The organism is Bradyrhizobium huanghuaihaiense (genome assembly GCF_025200885.1).
Lineage (GTDB): Bacteria > Pseudomonadota > Alphaproteobacteria > Rhizobiales > Xanthobacteraceae > Bradyrhizobium > Bradyrhizobium huanghuaihaiense.
This window is the reverse complement of record NZ_CP104172.1, coordinates 2,562,602-2,579,332: the sequence shown is the minus strand read 5'-3', so window position 1 is coordinate 2,579,332 and position 16,731 is coordinate 2,562,602. Positions and strand designations below refer to the sequence as shown.

The following is a 16,731-nucleotide window of genomic DNA, read 5'->3' as shown; positions in this document are numbered from 1 at the left end:
GCTCAAGCCGCCTTGGCGACGTCGACCTTGCGGAAGCGCACCAGCGAGAAGTGACCGAGCGGCGGGATCAGGCGGCGCTCGGCGAGCTCGATGCCGTTGGCACCGGAGAGCCACTTGGCATAGCGCGACCAGGCGAACTCCGCGGTGCGGAAGCCGAGCGGACGCACCACCGGCTGCAGCTTCTGCTCGATGAAGCGGCGCATGCCGGCATCGGCGCTGACACGGGTGAGGATGATCAGCTCGCCGCCCGGACGCAGCACGCGGGCGAATTCGTCGAGCGCCTTCTCCGGATTCGGCACGGCGGTGACGACGTACTGCGCCATCACCACGTCGAAGGAATTGTCGGGGAATTCGAGCTTCTCGGCGTCCATCACCGCAAGGCCCTCGACGTTCTTCAGATTGCCTTCGGCAACGCGCTGGCGCGCCTTGTCGAGCATGGCTTCCGAAATGTCGGTGCCGAAGATGCGCAGGTGCGGCGCGTAGAGCGGCAGCGAGATGCCGGTGCCGACGCCGACCTCGAGCACGCGGCCGCCGATCTTGTTGGTGGCCGCGATCGCGGCCTGCCGGCCCTTGGCGAACACGCCGCCGAACACGAGATCGTAGACGGGCGCCCAGCGGTCATAGGCCTGCTCGACCGTGCCACGGGTGAGGTCGAGCTGCTGGGTGCCGTCAAGGTTCATGATCTTAGCCATCGATGAGGTTCTCGCTGTGGATCCAATGAAAGGTCAACCGCGCACCGGTCGCCGCGCCATGCGAGGCGAGGCGCGCAGGACGCGGCTGGGCTGAAGTGACGTGAGATTTCCGACGAACTGCCGCGCGCTGTTCTCCCAGGAACGCTCCAGCGCAAAATTGCGGCAGGTCTCGCGCGACATGGTGAGCGCGCGCAGGCACGCGGTACGCAGATCGTGGTCGATCGCGCCGATCGGATGATCCGCGATGACGTCTTTCGGACCCGTCACCGGAAACGCCGCGACCGGCGTGCCGCAGGCAAGCGCCTCGAGCTGCACGACGCCAAAGGTGTCGGTGAGGCTCGGAAACACGAACACGTCGGCGGCGGCGAGATGCGCGGTGAGATCGGCGCCCTTCTTCTCGCCGAGGAACACCGCGTCCGGATACTTCTTCTCCAGCGCCGCCTTCTGCGGGCCGTCACCGACGACGACCTTGGTGCCAGGCAGATCGAGCGAGAGGAACGCTTCGAGGTTCTTCTCCACCGCGACACGCCCCATGGTCATGAAGATCGGGCCCGGCAGATCGAGCTTGGCGGGATGATCGGGATGGAACAGCTCGGTGTTGACGCCGCGCGTCCAGAAGCCGAGCCGCTTGAAGCCGCGCTCGGACAGCTCCTGCCGCAGCGAGGGCGTCGCCACCATGGTCATCGCGGCGGCGTCGTGGAAATGGCGCAGCACGGCATAGCCGACGGCATCAGGGATACCGGTCCGCACCGAGACGTATTCCGGAAAGCGCGTCGTATAGGAGGTGGTGAAGGCGAGCCGGTTGCGCCGGCAATAGGCCCGCGCCGCCCAGCCGATCGGCCCTTCGGTCGCGATGTGCAGCGCTTCCGGCGCGCACCTCTCGATCCGCCGCGCGATCTCTTTCGCCGACGGCAGCGCGATGCGCAGGCCCGGATAGGTCGGCAGCGGCCAGGACGGAAAGCCGTCCGGGGTGAGGAAGTCGATCTCGACGTCGAGCGCCTTGGCCGCGTTCGCCAGCGATGTCAGGGTGCGGACCACACCGTTGACCTGCGGATGCCAGGCGTCAGTCGCGATTAATACCCGCATGGGGAAATCCCGAGAGTTTGATGATTCTCGGCTTTCGACCATCAACCAAGGATATTTCAGGCGTGTGACGTCATAGAAGTGTCGGCCCGCTGTTTTGTTCGTTAACGGAGCCCTGCAGCCACGAAACTGTCATGAAACAATCCTTGCCGCGATGAAACCGTTTTCGGTTTTCCGCGCAAACGTCCCGAAACTTGTTTCCGTTAGTGACTTACGCAACGGAGCACCGCAACGGTGCCGGGGTGGCCAAGAACACCCGCGCAAACAGGGGCGACCAATGTTCAATCTGGACACGTTCAAGACGTATTCGCGCGCCGTTGCTTTCGGCGCAGTCGCGATCTCCGCGATCGCATTCGCAGGTCCGGCCGAGGCCGCGCCGGTGCAGCTCTTCCCGTTCTTCCAGCCGCTGCCGCCGATGGCCGCGCCGCAGCCGATCCAGCCCTATCAGCCCTACCAGGCGGCGCCCTCGCAGGCCGCGCCGTCGGAAGATCAGGACACCGTCGAGATGCCGGCCCGCTTCCGCCGCCAGACGGTCTCCTATGCGACGCGCGAGGCGCCGGGCACCATCATCATCGATACGCCCAACACCTATCTCTATTACGTGCTCGGCAACGGCCAGGCGCTGCGCTACGGCATCGGCGTCGGCCGCGACGGCTTCACCTGGTCCGGCATCCAGTCGGTGAGCAAGAAGGCCGAGTGGCCGGATTGGACCCCGCCGCCGGAGATGATCGCCCGCCAGCCCTATCTGCCGCGCCACATGGCCGGCGGCCCCGGCAATCCGCTCGGTGCCCGCGCCATGTATCTCGGCGGCACCATCTACCGCATCCACGGCACCAACGCGCCTGAGACCATCGGCAAGCACGTTTCGTCCGGCTGCATCCGCATGACCAACGACGACGTCACCGACCTCTACTCCCGCGTCAACGTCGGCACCAAGGTGATCGTGCTGCCGATGACGGAACGCCGCGCGGATCTCGGCGCCGCGACGCGCTAACGCGACAGGACATTGTGACGCGAACGGCCCCGGAACCCACCGGGGCCGTTTTCGTTTGCCCTCGACATCCCGACGCGCGCTCGCTGCGGCGCGGTCCCCGACGGAGGCGCAGATGCAATCATGCCTGCTAACATCGCCAAGCGCCTGGCTGCGCACGATTGTCAGTGCGGCAGCATTGACATCGCTCCTCTCCGCGACCGCCTCCGCGCAGCAGCCGTCGAGCGACGCGGCGGCTCAGCAGGCCTTCAACAATGCCTGCCGCACCTGCCATTCGGTAAAGGAAGGCGACAACCGCCTCGGTCCCAACCTCAACAAGATCGTCGGCCGCAAGGCCGGCGCACTGCCGGACTACAACTACTCTCCGTCGATGAAGGACGCCGGCTTCGCCTGGGACCAGGACAAGCTCACCCGCTTCATGGTCAAGCCGGACGAGGTCGTGTCCGGCAACAAGATGCAGCCCTATGGCGGCATCTCTGCGGAGGAAGCAGGCAAGATCGTTGCTTATCTTCAGGCGGCGGGTGGGCAATAACGCCCCCACCGCTCCGCGATCAGCCTCAGCCACGCGGCCGAATGAAACGCGCTCATCAAGAGGTACATCGGCACCATGCCGCCGAGCAGAGACCCCTGCCCGGCGCCACACAGCATGTCCGGGCCGCCGCCGGGCGCGGCGGTCAGCACGGCCATGACGGCGAAGGTAGGCGTCGCCGCCAAGGCCAGCCATCTGGCGAGACGGCGCGCGGCCGTCACGCCATCGCAGCCGGCGGGCGCCGTTGCGCTGGCGGGACTAGTCACGACCTTCCGCGGCCTCCTTGCGAAACGCCTTCTCGCCGGCATCCGTGACCTCGACCCATCTCTTGTCGGGCGCGGCACCTTCCTCGTAGCTGTCGTGCCAGTTCCACCATTTGTAGGTCGGCGTCTGCGGATAGCCCTTCGGTGAATCCTCCCAGACCTCCTGGCGGCCGAGCGGGGTGATGTCGAGATAGTTCCAGGTGCCGCCCATCTGCTCGTCGCCGCGGCTCTTGACGAAATAGGTGCGGAAGATGCGCGTCCCATCGCGGTAGAACACGTTGGTGCCGTGCCACTCCTCCACGCCGAAATCGGCATCGAAGCTGTCGGTGACGGTGACCCAGGGCATGGTCCAGCCCATCCGCTTCTTCAGCCTGATGATGTCGGCCTGCGGCGCGCGCGAGGCGAACACCAGCGTGGTATCGCGGGCGTTCAGGTGCGAGACATGGGCGACCTGGTCGGCCACCATGGAGCAGCCGCGGCAGGCATGATCGGGCCAGCCGAACACGCCGGGCTCGAAGAAGGCGCGGTAGACGATCAGCTGCCGCCGGCCCTGGAACAGATCAGCCAGACTGACCTTGCCGCCGGGCCCCTCGAACGCATAGGTTTTGGCAACTTCCATCCATGGCATGCGCCGACGCTCGGCGGCCAGGGCGTCGCGGGCACGGGTATGCGCCTTTTCCTTCACAAGCAGTTGCTGGCGGGCGGCCTCCCAGTCCTGCGCCGACACCACCGGCGGGGTCTGCATGGCGGTCTGTCCGTTGGTTCCGGCCTTTTCTGCTGATGTCATCATGACTCTCCAAAGCGTTTGCTTGACGTCCTGCCAACGACTTCTGGCACCAAGCGGTTGCGCGGTGGGAGTAACAAGTGTGGCGGGATTGACATGGAGTCGCTGATCACCGCCGCCGCCCGCGCACTCGAAGCCGGCGATCCGCTCGGCGCGCTGAACCGCGTGGCGCTGCGCAACGATGCACCGTCGCTGGCGCTGCGCGGCATCGCGATGGCGCAGCTCGGCGATCTCGCCAAGGCCAAGACGCTGCTGCGCAGCGCTGCGCGCGCCTTCGGTCCGCGCGAGGCTGTGGCGCGTGCAAGATGCGTGGTGGCCGAAGCCGAGATCGCGCTCGTCTCACGCGACCTGAGCTGGCCGGTGAAAACGCTCGCAGCAGCACGCGCGACGCTCGAAAGGCACGGCGATCTCGCCAATGCGGCCCATGCGGGCCACATCGAAGCGCGCCGTCTCCTTCTCCTCGGGCGGCTCGACGAGGCCGAGCGCACCTTGGCCGCCCTCGGCAACTCCGCGCTCCCGCCGGCATCGCACGTCGTACGCGAGCTCGTGGTTGCCGGCATCGCGATCAGGCGGCTGAAAACAGGGGATGCCCGCACGGCACTCGACCGCGCAGGCCGTGCAGCGCGGCAGGCAAAAATCCCGGCGCTCATGGCCGAGGTCGACAATGCAAACCTGGTCCTCGACACGCCGGCAGCTCGCCTGATCAAGCGCGGCGAGGAACACCCGTTGCTGCTCGGAGAGGTCGAACGGCTGGCGAGCTCGACGGCGCTCGTGGTGGACACCTTCCATCATGTCGTGCGCAGGCAGGGCGTTGCCGTGCCGCTCGGAACACGGCCGGTGCTGTTCGCGCTCGCCCGCCTTCTGGCGCAGGCATGGCCCGCGGATGTCACGCGGGACAGGTTGATAGGCGGTGCGTTTCAGGCAAGGCACGTCGACGAGTCGCACCGCGCGCGATTGCGCGTCGAGATCGGGCGGCTCCGCACCCAGCTCAAGCCGCTGGCCGACATCAGCGCGACGAAACAGGGTTTCGTGCTGGCGCCGCGGAAAACGCGCGACGTCCTCGTGCTGGCGCGCCCCAATGAGGAGAAGCACGCCGCCCTCCTCGCCTTTCTCACCGACGGCGAGCCGTGGTCGAGCTCCGCGCTCGCCCTTGCGCTCGGAATCAGTCCGCGCACGGTGCAGCGGGCCCTCGAGGAGCTGGCGCGGTCGAACAAGGTCCAGTGCTTCGGGCACGGGCGTGCGCGCCGCTGGATGACGCCGCCCGTCCCGGGTTTCCCGACAGGCTTGTTACTCCCCACGCCGCTGCTGAAGACGTAAGCTGCATCACCTCACAGGGACCAGGCACATGAAGCGTTCAGCCGCCGAGATCGTCAGGGAATACGGACCTTTTGCCGGCGTCGAAGCCGTGCATGGCGTCACCTATGACGGCACCCATGTCTGGTTCGCATCCGGCGACAAGTTGAACGCGGTCGATCCCGAGAGTGGCAATATCGCGCGCTCCATCGACGTCGCCGCACATGCGGGCACGGCATTCGACGGTCGGCACCTCTTCCAGATCGCCGAGGACCGCATCCAGAAGATCGATGCGGCGACGGGCAAGGTGATCAGCACGATCCCGGCGCCCGGCGGCGGTGGCGATTCCGGGCTGGCCTGGGCGGAAGGCTCGCTCTGGGTCGGTCAATACCGGGAGCGCAAGATCCATCAGATCGATCCGGCCACAGGGAAGGTCCTCCGCACCATTGAAAGCAAGCGCTTCGTCACCGGCGTCACCTGGGTCGACGGCGAGCTCTGGCACGGCACCTGGGAAGGCGAGGACAGCGACATCAGGCGGGTCGACCCTGATACGGGCAAGGTGCTGGAGCAGCTCGACCTGCCCGCTGGCACCATGGTCTCGGGCCTGGAGTCCGACGGCGGTGACCGCTTCTATTGCGGTGGCGGAGATCGCGGCAATGTGAGAGCGGTCCGCCGTCCGCGGCGCGGCTAGGTGCGCGATACGCGGCAACGGCGCGTTAGCGACCGTTAACCTGTTCGCCCCAATTCCACCCCCTTGGTGCGCTCTAGCGCCCTCCTCGCCCGCCCTGTAAAATCCCCACCGGGGCGGCTTGGGGGATTGATGCGTCTGACGTTGAATCTGAAGACTATCCTGATCGCCGTCGCGGTGCTCGCGGCGTCGTTCTTCATCAGCCTGAAGGCGATGGACTTGCTGTCGCCGCGCGCGACGAACTCCGCGCCGCCGGTCGCGCAACTGCCGCCGCTGCCGCCGGTCGCGAAGAGCTCGATCGTGGTCGCGCCGGTCGCCATCGCGCTGTCGGCGATCCGCGAGCAGGCCGAGAAGGCCGCGCCGCGCAATTTCGCCGGCAAGGCCGACAATCCGATCTCGCAGATCCTGGAGAACGCCGATATCGGCTGGACCGCGGTGCGCGGACCGATGGCGGCCGCCGGCGACAAGGACGTGCTGACCATCTCGACGCCGCTCTCCGGCAAGCTGAACGTGACGGGCTCGCTGTCGGCGAAGGCCACAGGCGCGCTCGGTGACGCGCTCGGCAGCGTGCTCGGCGGTGACGCGGCGAAACGGATTGGCGCCGTCAACATCAAGAATTTGAACGCCAGCGCCGAGATCAAGGGCAACGTCATCGTCACCTCGCGTCCGAAGCTCGCCGCGAACTGGCATCTCGAGCCCAATCTCGGCGCGCAGGTCAATCTCGGCGACACCAACCTCAATGTCTCCGGCGCCAAGGTCAACGTGCCGGCGCAGGTGAAGCCGCTGATCGACAAGAATGTCGGCGAGCAAATCAACATCGTCTCCGAGCGCATCCGCAACGATCCCTCGCTGCGGGAGAACGCCAAGGTGCAATGGGCCAAGGCCTGCCGCTCGATCCCGCTGCAAGGCTCGGGCAGCTCGGCGGCGCTGCCGCCGCTCTGGCTTGAGATGAAGCCGGTCCGCGCCATCGCGGCGCAGCCGCGGGTCGACGCGCAGGCGGTGACGCTGCTGCTCGGCCTCGAGGCCGAGACACGCGTGACCTCGAGCCCGACCAAGCCGGACTGCCCGTTCCCCGACAAGATCTCGATCGTGCCGCCGACCGGCACCGGCGTGAACATCGGCGTGCCGATCGACGTGCCCTTCACCGAGATCAACAAGCTGATCGCCGCGCAGATGGTCGGCCACACCTATCCCGAGGACGGTTCGGGCCCGGTCGACGTCACCGTGAAGAGCGTCAACGTGTTCCCGTCGGGCGACCGGCTGCTGATCTCGCTCCTGGTGCGCGCCAAGGAAAAGAAGAGCTGGCTCGGTCTCGGCGCGGAGGCGACCGTCCACATCTGGGGCCGGCCGATGCTCGACCAGGCGCAGCAGACGCTGCGGCTCGCCGACATCCAGCTCGCGGTCGAGTCCGAGGCGGCCTTCGGCCTGTTGGGAGCGGCGGCGCGCGCGGTCGTGCCGCAGATGCAGCAGGCGCTGCTGCAGAAGGCGACGCTCGACCTGAAGCCGATCGCCGCCAACGCGCGCGAGAAGATCGCGGCCGCGATCGCCGACTACCAGAAGAGCGAGGACGGCCTCAAGGTCGACGCCAAGATCGACAGCCTGACCCTCGCCGACATCGCCTTCGACTCCAAGACGCTGCGCGTGGTCGCGGAAGCCGGCGGAACGCTCAACGTGTCCGTGACGAAGCTGTCGGGCATGTAGCGCACCCCGCACGCCTCGCTTGCGCCGCTGGCATTCTCGCCGCAGGATGCTAGTCTCACACGGCACTGTAGGGGACAACGCGAGGACAACATGGAAGCCGGCATGGTCACGCCTGCGCCGGCATTGGTGCGCTTTTCCGGCATTCAGAAGACCTACGATGGCGAGAACCTCGTGGTGAAGAACCTCGATCTCGACATCAGGAAGGGCGAGTTCATCACCCTGCTCGGCCCGTCGGGCTCGGGCAAGACGACCACGCTGATGATGCTGGCTGGCTTCGAGGTTCCGACCCATGGCGAGATCTACCTCGCGGACCGGCCGATCAAGAACGTGCCGCCGCACAGGCGCGACATCGGCATGGTGTTCCAGAACTACGCCCTGTTTCCGCACCTGACGATTGCGGAAAATATCGCCTTCCCGCTCTCCGTTCGCAAGACGAGCAAGGCGGACGTGCAGGAGCGCGTCAGCGCGGCGCTACGCATGATCAAGATGGAAACCATGGCGCAGCGGCGGCCCGGGCAGCTGTCCGGCGGTCAGCAGCAGCGCGTGGCGCTGGCCCGTGCGCTGGTCTTCAATCCGCAACTCGTGCTGATGGACGAGCCCCTGGGTGCCCTCGACAAGCGCCTGCGGGAGCAGATGCAGTTGGAGATCAAGCAACTGCACGAGACGATGGGCATCACGATCGTCTACGTCACCCACGACCAGAGCGAAGCGCTGACCATGTCGGACCGCATCGCCGTGTTCAACGACGGCATCGTGCAGCAGATCGACAGGCCCGACGCGCTGTACGAGCATCCGGTGAACAGCTTCGTCGCCCACTTCATCGGCGAGAACAATGTGCTGGCCGGTACCGTCGAGACCATCGACCAGGGCTATTGCCGCGTCGCGCTGGCCGGCGGCGGCGCCGTCACCGCACGGGCGGTCAATGTCTCGGGCGCGGGCGCATCGACATCGCTCTCGGTGCGGCCGGAGCGTGTCGCGATTGTTCGGGATGGCGACGCCGGCGAAGGACCCAACCGGCTGCCGGCAAAAGTGCAGAACACCATCTATCTCGGCGACCACGCGCTGGCCGTGCTCGAGGTCGCCGGCAATGGGGAGTTCATGGTCAAGCTTCAACCGGGAGCGCATCACAGCCTGCAACCTGGCGAAGGCGTCTTCATCACCTTCCGGCCCGAGGATTGCCTCGCCCTCGATCCCGTCTGATCCAGCGATCAACATCAACGCAATGCACATGTAGAAGGAACAACGACCATGCTGAAGCGCAAGATTGGCAAGATCGCTCTGGGTTTCGCCGCGGCACTGAGCGCCAGTGCTGCGCTGGTTACGGTCGGAGAGGCGCGCGACCTCACCGTCGTGTCGTGGGGCGGCGCGTATCAGGATGCCCAGAAGAAGGTCTATTTCGAGCCGTTCAAGAAGGCGTCGGGCGCTCCGATGAACGACGAATCCTGGGACGGCGGCGTCGGCGTGCTGCGCGCCAAGGTGCAGGGAGGTGCCGCGACCTGGGACGTCGTTCAGGTCGAGAGCGACGAGCTGGCGGTCGGCTGCGAGGAAGGCCTGTTCGAGAAGCTGGATTATTCCAGGATCGGCGGCGAGGCCGCCTATATCCCGCCGTCGGTCAATCCTTGCGGCGTCGGCGCCATCCTCTACGATTTCGTTCTCGGCTACGACAAGGACAAGCTGAAGGACGCCCCGAGCGGCTGGGCCGACTTCTTCGATACCAAGAAGATTCCCGGCAAGCGCGCCTTGCGTCAGGGCCCGAAGACCACACTGGAGATCGCGCTGATGGCCGACGGCGTCGCGCCGAAGGACGTCTACAAGGTGCTGGCGACCGACGAGGGTGTCGATCGCGCGTTCAAGAAGCTCGACACCATCAAGGGCGACATCGTGTGGTGGAAGGCCGGCGCCCAGCCGCCGCAATTGCTCGCCTCCGGCGAGGTGGCGATGACCTCGGTCTACAACGGCCGCATCGACACCGCGAACAAGAACGAGAAGAAAAATTTCGGCATGGTGTGGGACGGCGCGCTCTTCACGCTCGATAGCTGGGTCATCCTGAAGGGGAGCCCGAACAAGGACGCGGCCTACAAGTTCCTCGACTTTGCAGGCAAGGCGGAGAACCAGTCCAAACTGTCGGAGAACATTGCCTATGGCACCTCGAACAAGGACGCTGCCGGTAAGCTGCAGCCCGCCGTGCTGAAGGACCTGCCGACGGCGCCTGACAACATCAAGAACGCGGTCGAGATCAACGTCGCCTTCTGGCTCGAGAACATCGACCGCCTGACCGAGCGCTTCAACAAATGGGCCGCGAAATAAAGCGCCCCACAAGTCTCGCCCAATGACGGATACGCGCTTGACCAGCGCCAATGCATCGACCGAGGTGCCGCTCAAGCGCCGATTGAGGCGTGCGGAGCGGGCACGCCAGGTCAAGGCATTGGCGCTGGTAGCACCGCTTCTCGTCTTCCTGCTCTTCACCTTCGCAGGCCCCATCGCCGGCATGCTGTGGCGTGCCGTCGATGACCGCGAGGTGCGCCAGGTTCTGCCCCAGACGGTCGCGGCTCTCGCCAATTGGGACGGCAAGGACCTGCCGGACGAAAAGGCCTATGCGGCGCTGGCCAGCGACATCCTGGCGGCGCGCGCCGCCGGCACCGTTGCGATTGCGGCCAAGCGGCTCAACTACGCACTGAACGGCTTTCGCACGATCCTGACCAGCACGGCCCGCAATCTGAAGGCGATGCCGGAGCCCGGCTCCGCCAAGGAGACGCTGGGCAAAGTCAATCCGGCCTGGCGTGAACGCACGACATGGACGACGATCAAGAATGCCGGTGGCCCGGTCACCGGCTTCTACCTTCTCGCCGCGCTCGACCTGACGCGGAATGCGGACGGCGCGATCGTCGCGGCCCCGCCGGATCAGGCCATCTACCGCGACATTTTCGCCCGCACCTTCCTCATCAGCCTCGGTGTCACCGCACTCTGCCTGATCCTCGGCTTTCCGGTCGCCTATCTGCTGGCAACGCTGCCACCGGGCCGGTCGAACCTGCTGATGATCTTCGTCCTGCTGCCGTTCTGGACCTCGCTTCTGGTCCGCACCTGCGCCTGGATCGTGCTGCTGCAGAGCAAGGGCGTCGTGAACGACAGCCTGCATTGGCTCGGCATCATCGACGAGCCGCTCCGCCTGATCTACAACCGCTTCGGCGTCTGCGTGGCCATGACCCACGTGCTGCTGCCGTTCATGATCCTGCCGCTCTACAGCAGCATGAAGGCGATCTCGCCCGCCTACATGCGCGCCGCCGCCTCGCTCGGTGCGCCACCCCTCACCGCCTTCCTGCGCATCTACCTGCCGCAGACCCTGCCCGGCATCGGCGCCGGAAGCCTGCTCGTCTTCATCCTGGCGCTCGGCTACTACATCACGCCGGCGCTCGTCGGCGGCGCCGCCGACCAGATGATCAGCTACTTCATCGCGCTGTACACAACCGAGACGGCGAATTGGGGCCTTGCCTCGGCGTTGGGCGCGGTGCTGCTGCTGGCCACCGTTCTGCTCGCTCTCGTCTACGGCAAGCTGGTGCAGGGCCAGCAGGTCACGGGAGGGATGAAGAATTGAGCGACAATTCTCTCCGCACGCCCAGCCAGCGCATCGCGTGGACCACGACCATCGTTGTCTCGACGCTGGTGTTCATCTTCCTGATCGCGCCGATCCTTGCGATCATGCCGCTGTCCTTCAGTTCGGGCTCGTACCTCACCTATCCGCTGCCGGGCTTCTCCTTGCGCTGGTACGACGATTTCATCAATTCGCCGCGCTGGATGAACTCGTTGAAGAACAGCATGATCATCGGCGTCGCCTCGACGCTATTGTCCATGGTTCTCGGCACGCTGGCCGCGCTGGGGCTGGCGCAGTGGAAGAGCCGGTTCAAGCCGCTCGTGCTGGCCTTCGTGCTGTCGCCGGTCGTCGTGCCCGGTGTCATCACCGCGGTCGGCCTGTACTTCTTCTTCGCGCCGATCGGGCTGACCGGCAGTTATCTCGGCCTGATCCTGGCCCACACCGCGCTGGCGACGCCCTTCGTGGTGATCACGGTCGGCGCGACGCTGCAGAGCTTCGACACCAATCTGGCGCGCGCCGCCGCCTCGCTCGGCGCCTCGCCGCTTCAAGCGTTCCGACGCGTGATCCTGCCGCTGATCCTGCCGGGTCTCGCCTCGGGTGCGCTGTTCGCCTTCGCGACCAGCTTCGACGAGGTGGTGATCGTGCTGTTCATGGCAGGTCCGGAGCAGCGCACTTTGCCGCGCGAGATGTTCAGCGGCATCCGCGAGAACATCAGCCCAACCATCACGGCAGCGGCGGTGATCCTGACGACGGTATCGGTCATCCTCCTCGCGACGCTGGAAGGCCTGCGCCGGCGCAACGAACGGCTCAAGGGCGGCAGCGCTTGAAGGGCGCTCTTTTCTTCCTTCTCCCCTTGCGGGAGAAGGTGGCGTAGGCGGCCTTCGGTCGCCGTTCTTAAGAACGCCGAAGCGAAGCTTCGGCTACGGCGCCGGATGAGGGGTCTCTCTCCGCACGCTCTACTGCGAGACGGTGCCTCGCGGAGAGAGACCCCTCACCCGTCTCGCCGCTACGCGGCGAGCCACCCTCTCCCGCAAGGGGCCTGTTGCGTTATCGGCTTTTGAGGCTGAGGAGGTCAGGAGAGAAGGCCGCGGTCACGACAATTGCCAGCCAATTCTGTAGTTGTCGCCCTCGGCGGGCGGCTCAGGCGGCGATCGTGGCCCAGCGCCTCATGTTGAAGGCGATCGAGGCGAGCAGGACCTGCCCGCTTGCCTTCATGAGACCGACGTAGCGGATGCAGGTCAGTCGCATCCGGCGTTTGAGAGTGGCGAAGGTGGTCTCGACCTGGGCTCGTCGGCGCGCGATGAGGAGGTTGTAGCGTTTGAGCCTTGGCGGCAGTTCCGGATGATGTCGGTTAGGACGGAACGCGATGCGGGGCTTTTTCCCCGCCGCTTTCAGCCGGGCTCGTCTGGCATGCGTGTCATAGGCCGCATCGGCCCACACCACGGCCTCATCGCCGCGGATCAACTCATCGGCCGGCGTGGTGTCGTTGATGTTGGCGGGCGTGGTGAGCACTGTGCGGATCAGGCCGGAGCCTTCATCGACACCGACATGGGCCTTGTAACCGAAGGTCGAGCCGCCTTTGCCCTGCCGCTTGGTGAACCGGGCGTCAGGGTCGTTTGAGGGGCGATCCTCCTTCGGAGGAGCCGACACCGCCTGGATCAAGGTCGCATCCAGCATCGTGCCGCGCTTGAGGATGACGCCGGCATTCTCAAGCTGGCGATCCAGTTCACTAAACAGCTTCTCCAGCAGCCCTTGTTCAACGAGCTGGTTCCGGAAGCGGTTCAGAACCGTGTGGTCGGGCGTTGCATCCTCAAGGCTCAGACCGACGAAGCGCTTGAACGACAACCGGTCGCCCAGCGCTTCCTCGAGTTCGCGCTCCGAAAGACCATAGAGGGACTGCAGCAGCACAGCACGAAACAGCACCAGCACCGGATAGCCCGGACGACCGGGGCTCCCTTCATCCCGCAAATGGCCGATCAGCTTCTCGAACCGGTACCACTTGACCAGGCCCGCCAGCCGATCCAGCGCCGCATTGGCGCCGGCCCCCTTCGGCATCAGTGCTTCCACAAAGCTCGGCTGTCCCGTCCGCTTCACCGCCATCGTCATTCCCCTAAGGCTTTGCCCTAGAGAATCACAACCGACGGATTACGCAACAGGCCCACAAGGGGAGAGGGTTAGGAACACCGGCCACCCCTTCTGATTTTGCATTCTGCTACGGCGCACACCGCTTAGCTGCCACGACCGATTGTCGCTAGAACAGTCCCCGCAAATAACGCCCAAACAACAACACACAGGGAGAAACAACATGCAAAAACTCATTGCCGCGGTCGTGGCCGGTCTCGCGCTCGCCGCGACCTCCGGCGCCGCGCAGGCGCAGGTTTCCGACGATGTCGTCAAGATCGGCGTGCTCACGGACATGTCGAGCCTCTATGCGGACGCGACCGGCAAGGGTTCGCTCGCCGCCGTCGAGATGGCGGTCGCCGATTACGGCGCCAAGGTCGCGGGCAAGCCGGTTCAGGTGGTCGCCGCCGATCACCAGAACAAGCCCGACGTCGGCGTCAACATTGCCCGCAACTGGTACGACAACGACAAGGTCGACGCGATCTTCGACGTGCCGACGTCGTCGGTGGCGCTGCCGATCTCCGCGCTGACGCGCGAGAAGAACAAGATCAACATCAATTCCGGCGGCGGCTCCTCCGACATCACCGGCGTTGCCTGCTCACCCAATACCGTGCACTGGACCTACGACACCTATGCGCTGTCGAACGTCGCCGGCAAGGCGATGGTCAAGCGCGGCGAGGACACCTGGTTCTTCGTCACCGCCGACTATGCCTTCGGCATGGCGCTGCAGCGCGACGCCGCGAACGTCGTCAAGGAAAGCGGCGGCAAGGTGCTCGGCGAGGTCCGTCATCCGCTCAACTCGTCGGACTTCTCCTCGTTCCTGCTGCAGGCCCAGGCCTCCAAGGCCAAGGTGGTCGCGCTGGCCAACGCCGGCGGCGACACCACCAATGCGCTGAAGCAGGCGGCCGAGTTCGGCCTGACCCAGGGCGGCCAGAAGATGATCGCGCTGCTGCAGGAGATCACCGACACGCACTCGCTCGGCATCAAGGCGACGCAGGGCCTGATCGTCACCGACGCCTTCTACTGGGACATGAACGATGAGACGCGTGCCTTCTCCAAGCGTTTCAACGAGAAGGTCGGCCACATGCCGACCATGATCCAGGCCGGCCTCTATTCGGCGACCATGCACTATCTGAAGGCGATCGAGGCCATCAAGACCGACGAGGCGCCGAAGGTGATGACGCAGATGCGCGCGACGCCGGTCAACGACTTCTTTGCGAAGAACGGCAAGATCCGCATCGACGGCCGCATGGTCCACGACATGTATCTGTTCGAGGTCAAGAAGCCCGAGGAGTCCAAGGGCGAGTGGGACCTCTACAAGCTGATCGCCACCGTGCCCGGCGACGAGGCGTTCCGTCCGCTCGACAAGGGCGGCTGCCCGCTGGTGACGCATTAGTTGCCGTCATTGCGAGCGCAGCGAAGCAATCCAGAAATGCATCCGCGGAGTTAGCTCTGGATTGCTTCGTCGCAAGAGCTCCTCGCAATGACGAGAGACGCGACAGCGCGCCCGGTGAAAACCAGGCGCGCTTCGTTCAGCCGACTAGAAGCCCATTATTCCGAGTACTTGAACTCGGGCATGTTCTTCAGCTCGTCCTTGCTCGCATTGAACACGGCGTGGTCCGGATACCACTTCGAGGTGGACGACGTCGTGGTCGCCGCAGGCCTGTCGGTGCCGGTCGCAGCGCCCGTCGTCGTGGTCGCGGCGGGCTTGGCGCCCGGGTTCGTGCTGGCGCCGGTATAGGCCACGGCCTCGTTGACGAACTTCAGCTTCTCGTAGGGCACGGCGACCAGATGCTCGCCCATGCCGAGGAAGCCGCCGACGCCGATCACGGCGATCTTGATGGCGCCGCTCTTGTCCATCAGGAGATCGTTGATCGAGCCGATGTTCTCGTTGGCTTCGTTGTAGACCTTCAGGCCGGACATCTTCGAGGCGCGCCACTCGCCCGACGCGGTCGTGGTTGTCGTTGTCGCGGTGGCTGCAGGCGCTGCCTTGTCGGTGGTGGCCGTCGGGTTTTGCGCGAACGCGGCGGTCGCAAGCAGTGCAGTGCCGGCGAGGCCGGCGACGATCGATTTCATCAACATTGTTGTCCTCTCCTTCAGCAGCAAACTCGTGAGGAGAGAACAGCGCTGAACACGCGCGGTTCCTAAAGATGCTGCAATTTCGCCGTGCAATGATGGCGCTGCACTGCGAGGAAAGTTCCTCCAGTCGCGCAGGAAACTCCCCGGGCGCACTGTTCCCCGCCGACGATCATGCGCCCTGGGTGAAGCACGATCGCGGCGGGGAACGCGCCGACCCGCGTCGCTCGGGGTCAGCTCTTGTAGTCGATCAGGAGCGCGGAGAAATTCGAGCTGCTCGATGAGCTGCCGTTGGCGCCGTAGGACGAGCTCGACGATTGCGACTGCTGCAACGCCTGCAGGAACTGCTGGAGGATCTCGGCCGTGGTCTGGTCCGTCGAGCTGCTGCTCGTCGAGTCCGTCGACGACGATGAATCCGAAGAGCTGTCGTCCGGCGGCGGGCCGGGCGGCGGTCCACCGGCGCCGCCGGGACCGTTCGCGAAGGCGGACTGAAAGACGTTCTTCAATTCCTCGGCCTGGTCCGAGGTCAGCGTCCCGTTCGACACTTCGCCGGAAATGAGATCGTCGATCTTCGACTGCATGTCCTCCTTAGAGGGACGTGTGCCGCTCGACTGGTCACTCGACCGGCTCTGCTGGAGCGCGGTGTCGATGTCCGTCAGCGCCGTCGAGAGCGCGGACTGGTCCGACGACGAGATCGTGCCGGCGGAAACTTGCGATTGCAATTCCTGCTGCAGCCGCTGCAAGGGCGACTGGTAGCTACCGGCGGATGCCGCCGAAATCGAAGTCATGATGGCTCCGTGGATTTTGCGGGGTTTCTTGTGTGACCGCGCCACGGTATGGTTAACGGCCTTAACGAGACCTTGCCGCTTCCCTGCCCGGACGTGTCCCCACGTTGCAGACAGCCCCGCGGAAACAATCTGA

At 65.5% G+C, this 16,731-nt stretch carries 17 protein-coding genes; 10 read left to right on the top strand and 7 right to left on the bottom strand.

The features are described from left to right. Positions 1 to 2: 2 nt before the first annotated feature. Together N2603_RS12235 and N2603_RS12230 are read right to left on the bottom strand one after the other, a co-directional pair. Positions 3 to 692, bottom strand: a complete 690-nt coding sequence (locus tag N2603_RS12235) for a class I SAM-dependent methyltransferase (protein ID WP_260388947.1) — start codon at positions 690 to 692, stop codon at positions 3 to 5. Between the two features lie 33 nt (positions 693 to 725). Further along, the gene (locus N2603_RS12230; RefSeq protein ID WP_260388945.1) at positions 726 to 1,778 is read right to left on the bottom strand and encodes a glycosyltransferase family 4 protein; all 1,053 of its coding nucleotides are present in this window, start codon (positions 1,776 to 1,778) and stop codon (positions 726 to 728) included. Positions 1,779 to 2,052: 274 nt separating this feature from the next. Here N2603_RS12230 and N2603_RS12225 point away from each other — a divergent pair, with 274 nt between their 5' ends. Both N2603_RS12225 and N2603_RS12220 read left to right on the top strand, forming a co-directional pair. Continuing rightward, positions 2,053 to 2,769, top strand: coding sequence for a L,D-transpeptidase (locus N2603_RS12225; RefSeq protein ID WP_018640972.1), 717 nt, complete (start codon positions 2,053 to 2,055; stop codon positions 2,767 to 2,769). 112 nt (positions 2,770 to 2,881) lie between these two features. Continuing rightward, a complete protein-coding gene (locus N2603_RS12220; RefSeq protein ID WP_260388944.1) occupies positions 2,882 to 3,298 on the top strand; it encodes a c-type cytochrome in 417 nt (138 codons plus the stop codon). Here N2603_RS12220 and N2603_RS12215 read toward each other — a convergent pair. Together N2603_RS12215 and N2603_RS12210 are read right to left on the bottom strand one after the other, a co-directional pair. After that, complete coding sequence (locus N2603_RS12215; protein ID WP_260388943.1) at positions 3,277 to 3,561, bottom strand: hypothetical protein; 285 nt, start codon at positions 3,559 to 3,561, stop codon at positions 3,277 to 3,279. The genes N2603_RS12220 and N2603_RS12215 overlap by 22 nt on opposite strands. After that, complete coding sequence (locus N2603_RS12210) at positions 3,554 to 4,348, bottom strand: DUF899 domain-containing protein (protein WP_260388942.1); 795 nt, start codon at positions 4,346 to 4,348, stop codon at positions 3,554 to 3,556. The genes N2603_RS12215 and N2603_RS12210 overlap by 8 nt, the downstream gene beginning before the upstream one ends. 90 nt (positions 4,349 to 4,438) lie before the next feature. Here N2603_RS12210 and N2603_RS12205 point away from each other — a divergent pair, with 90 nt between their 5' ends. The 7 genes from N2603_RS12205 to N2603_RS12175 all read left to right on the top strand — a co-directional run bounded on the left by N2603_RS12205 (position 4,439) and on the right by N2603_RS12175 (position 12,440). Then, the gene (locus N2603_RS12205) at positions 4,439 to 5,659 is read left to right on the top strand and encodes a helix-turn-helix domain-containing protein (protein WP_260388941.1); all 1,221 of its coding nucleotides are present in this window, start codon (positions 4,439 to 4,441) and stop codon (positions 5,657 to 5,659) included. A gap of 28 nt (positions 5,660 to 5,687) precedes the next feature. After that, the gene (locus N2603_RS12200) at positions 5,688 to 6,326 is read left to right on the top strand and encodes a Vgb family protein (RefSeq protein ID WP_260388940.1); all 639 of its coding nucleotides are present in this window, start codon (positions 5,688 to 5,690) and stop codon (positions 6,324 to 6,326) included. A gap of 129 nt (positions 6,327 to 6,455) precedes the next feature. Then, the gene (locus N2603_RS12195; RefSeq protein WP_260388939.1) at positions 6,456 to 8,024 is read left to right on the top strand and encodes a DUF4403 family protein; all 1,569 of its coding nucleotides are present in this window, start codon (positions 6,456 to 6,458) and stop codon (positions 8,022 to 8,024) included. Between the two features lie 90 nt (positions 8,025 to 8,114). Continuing rightward, positions 8,115 to 9,224 carry an ABC transporter ATP-binding protein gene (locus N2603_RS12190; RefSeq protein WP_260388938.1) on the top strand — a complete coding sequence of 370 codons (1,110 nt, stop codon included), beginning with the start codon at positions 8,115 to 8,117 and terminating at the stop codon, positions 9,222 to 9,224. Between the two features lie 48 nt (positions 9,225 to 9,272). Then, positions 9,273 to 10,331 carry an ABC transporter substrate-binding protein gene (locus N2603_RS12185; RefSeq protein ID WP_260388937.1) on the top strand — a complete coding sequence of 353 codons (1,059 nt, stop codon included), beginning with the start codon at positions 9,273 to 9,275 and terminating at the stop codon, positions 10,329 to 10,331. A gap of 22 nt (positions 10,332 to 10,353) precedes the next feature. Further along, positions 10,354 to 11,616: an ABC transporter permease gene (locus N2603_RS12180; protein ID WP_260388936.1), complete on the top strand. Its 1,263-nt coding sequence runs from the start codon at positions 10,354 to 10,356 to the stop codon at positions 11,614 to 11,616. Next, a complete protein-coding gene (locus N2603_RS12175) occupies positions 11,613 to 12,440 on the top strand; it encodes an ABC transporter permease (RefSeq protein ID WP_260388935.1) in 828 nt (275 codons plus the stop codon). Before N2603_RS12180 ends, N2603_RS12175 begins: the two co-directional genes overlap by 4 nt. A 313-nt stretch (positions 12,441 to 12,753) precedes the next feature. Here the strand turns inward: N2603_RS12175 and N2603_RS12170 are convergent, their stop codons facing one another. Then, positions 12,754 to 13,713, bottom strand: a complete 960-nt coding sequence (locus N2603_RS12170) for an IS5 family transposase (RefSeq protein WP_425248937.1) — start codon at positions 13,711 to 13,713, stop codon at positions 12,754 to 12,756. A 205-nt stretch (positions 13,714 to 13,918) separates the two neighbouring features. On the opposite strand from N2603_RS12170, the gene N2603_RS12165 reads away from it, so the two are divergent. After that, a complete protein-coding gene (locus N2603_RS12165; protein WP_260388934.1) occupies positions 13,919 to 15,130 on the top strand; it encodes an ABC transporter substrate-binding protein in 1,212 nt (403 codons plus the stop codon). A 155-nt stretch (positions 15,131 to 15,285) separates the two neighbouring features. Here N2603_RS12165 and N2603_RS12160 read toward each other — a convergent pair whose 3' ends face one another. Together N2603_RS12160 and N2603_RS12155 are read right to left on the bottom strand one after the other, a co-directional pair. Beyond that, positions 15,286 to 15,816: a PRC-barrel domain-containing protein gene (locus N2603_RS12160; protein WP_018640984.1), complete on the bottom strand. Its 531-nt coding sequence runs from the start codon at positions 15,814 to 15,816 to the stop codon at positions 15,286 to 15,288. A 227-nt stretch (positions 15,817 to 16,043) separates the two neighbouring features. Then, the gene (locus N2603_RS12155) at positions 16,044 to 16,598 is read right to left on the bottom strand and encodes a hypothetical protein (RefSeq protein ID WP_260388932.1); all 555 of its coding nucleotides are present in this window, start codon (positions 16,596 to 16,598) and stop codon (positions 16,044 to 16,046) included. Positions 16,599 to 16,731 lie beyond the last annotated feature (133 nt).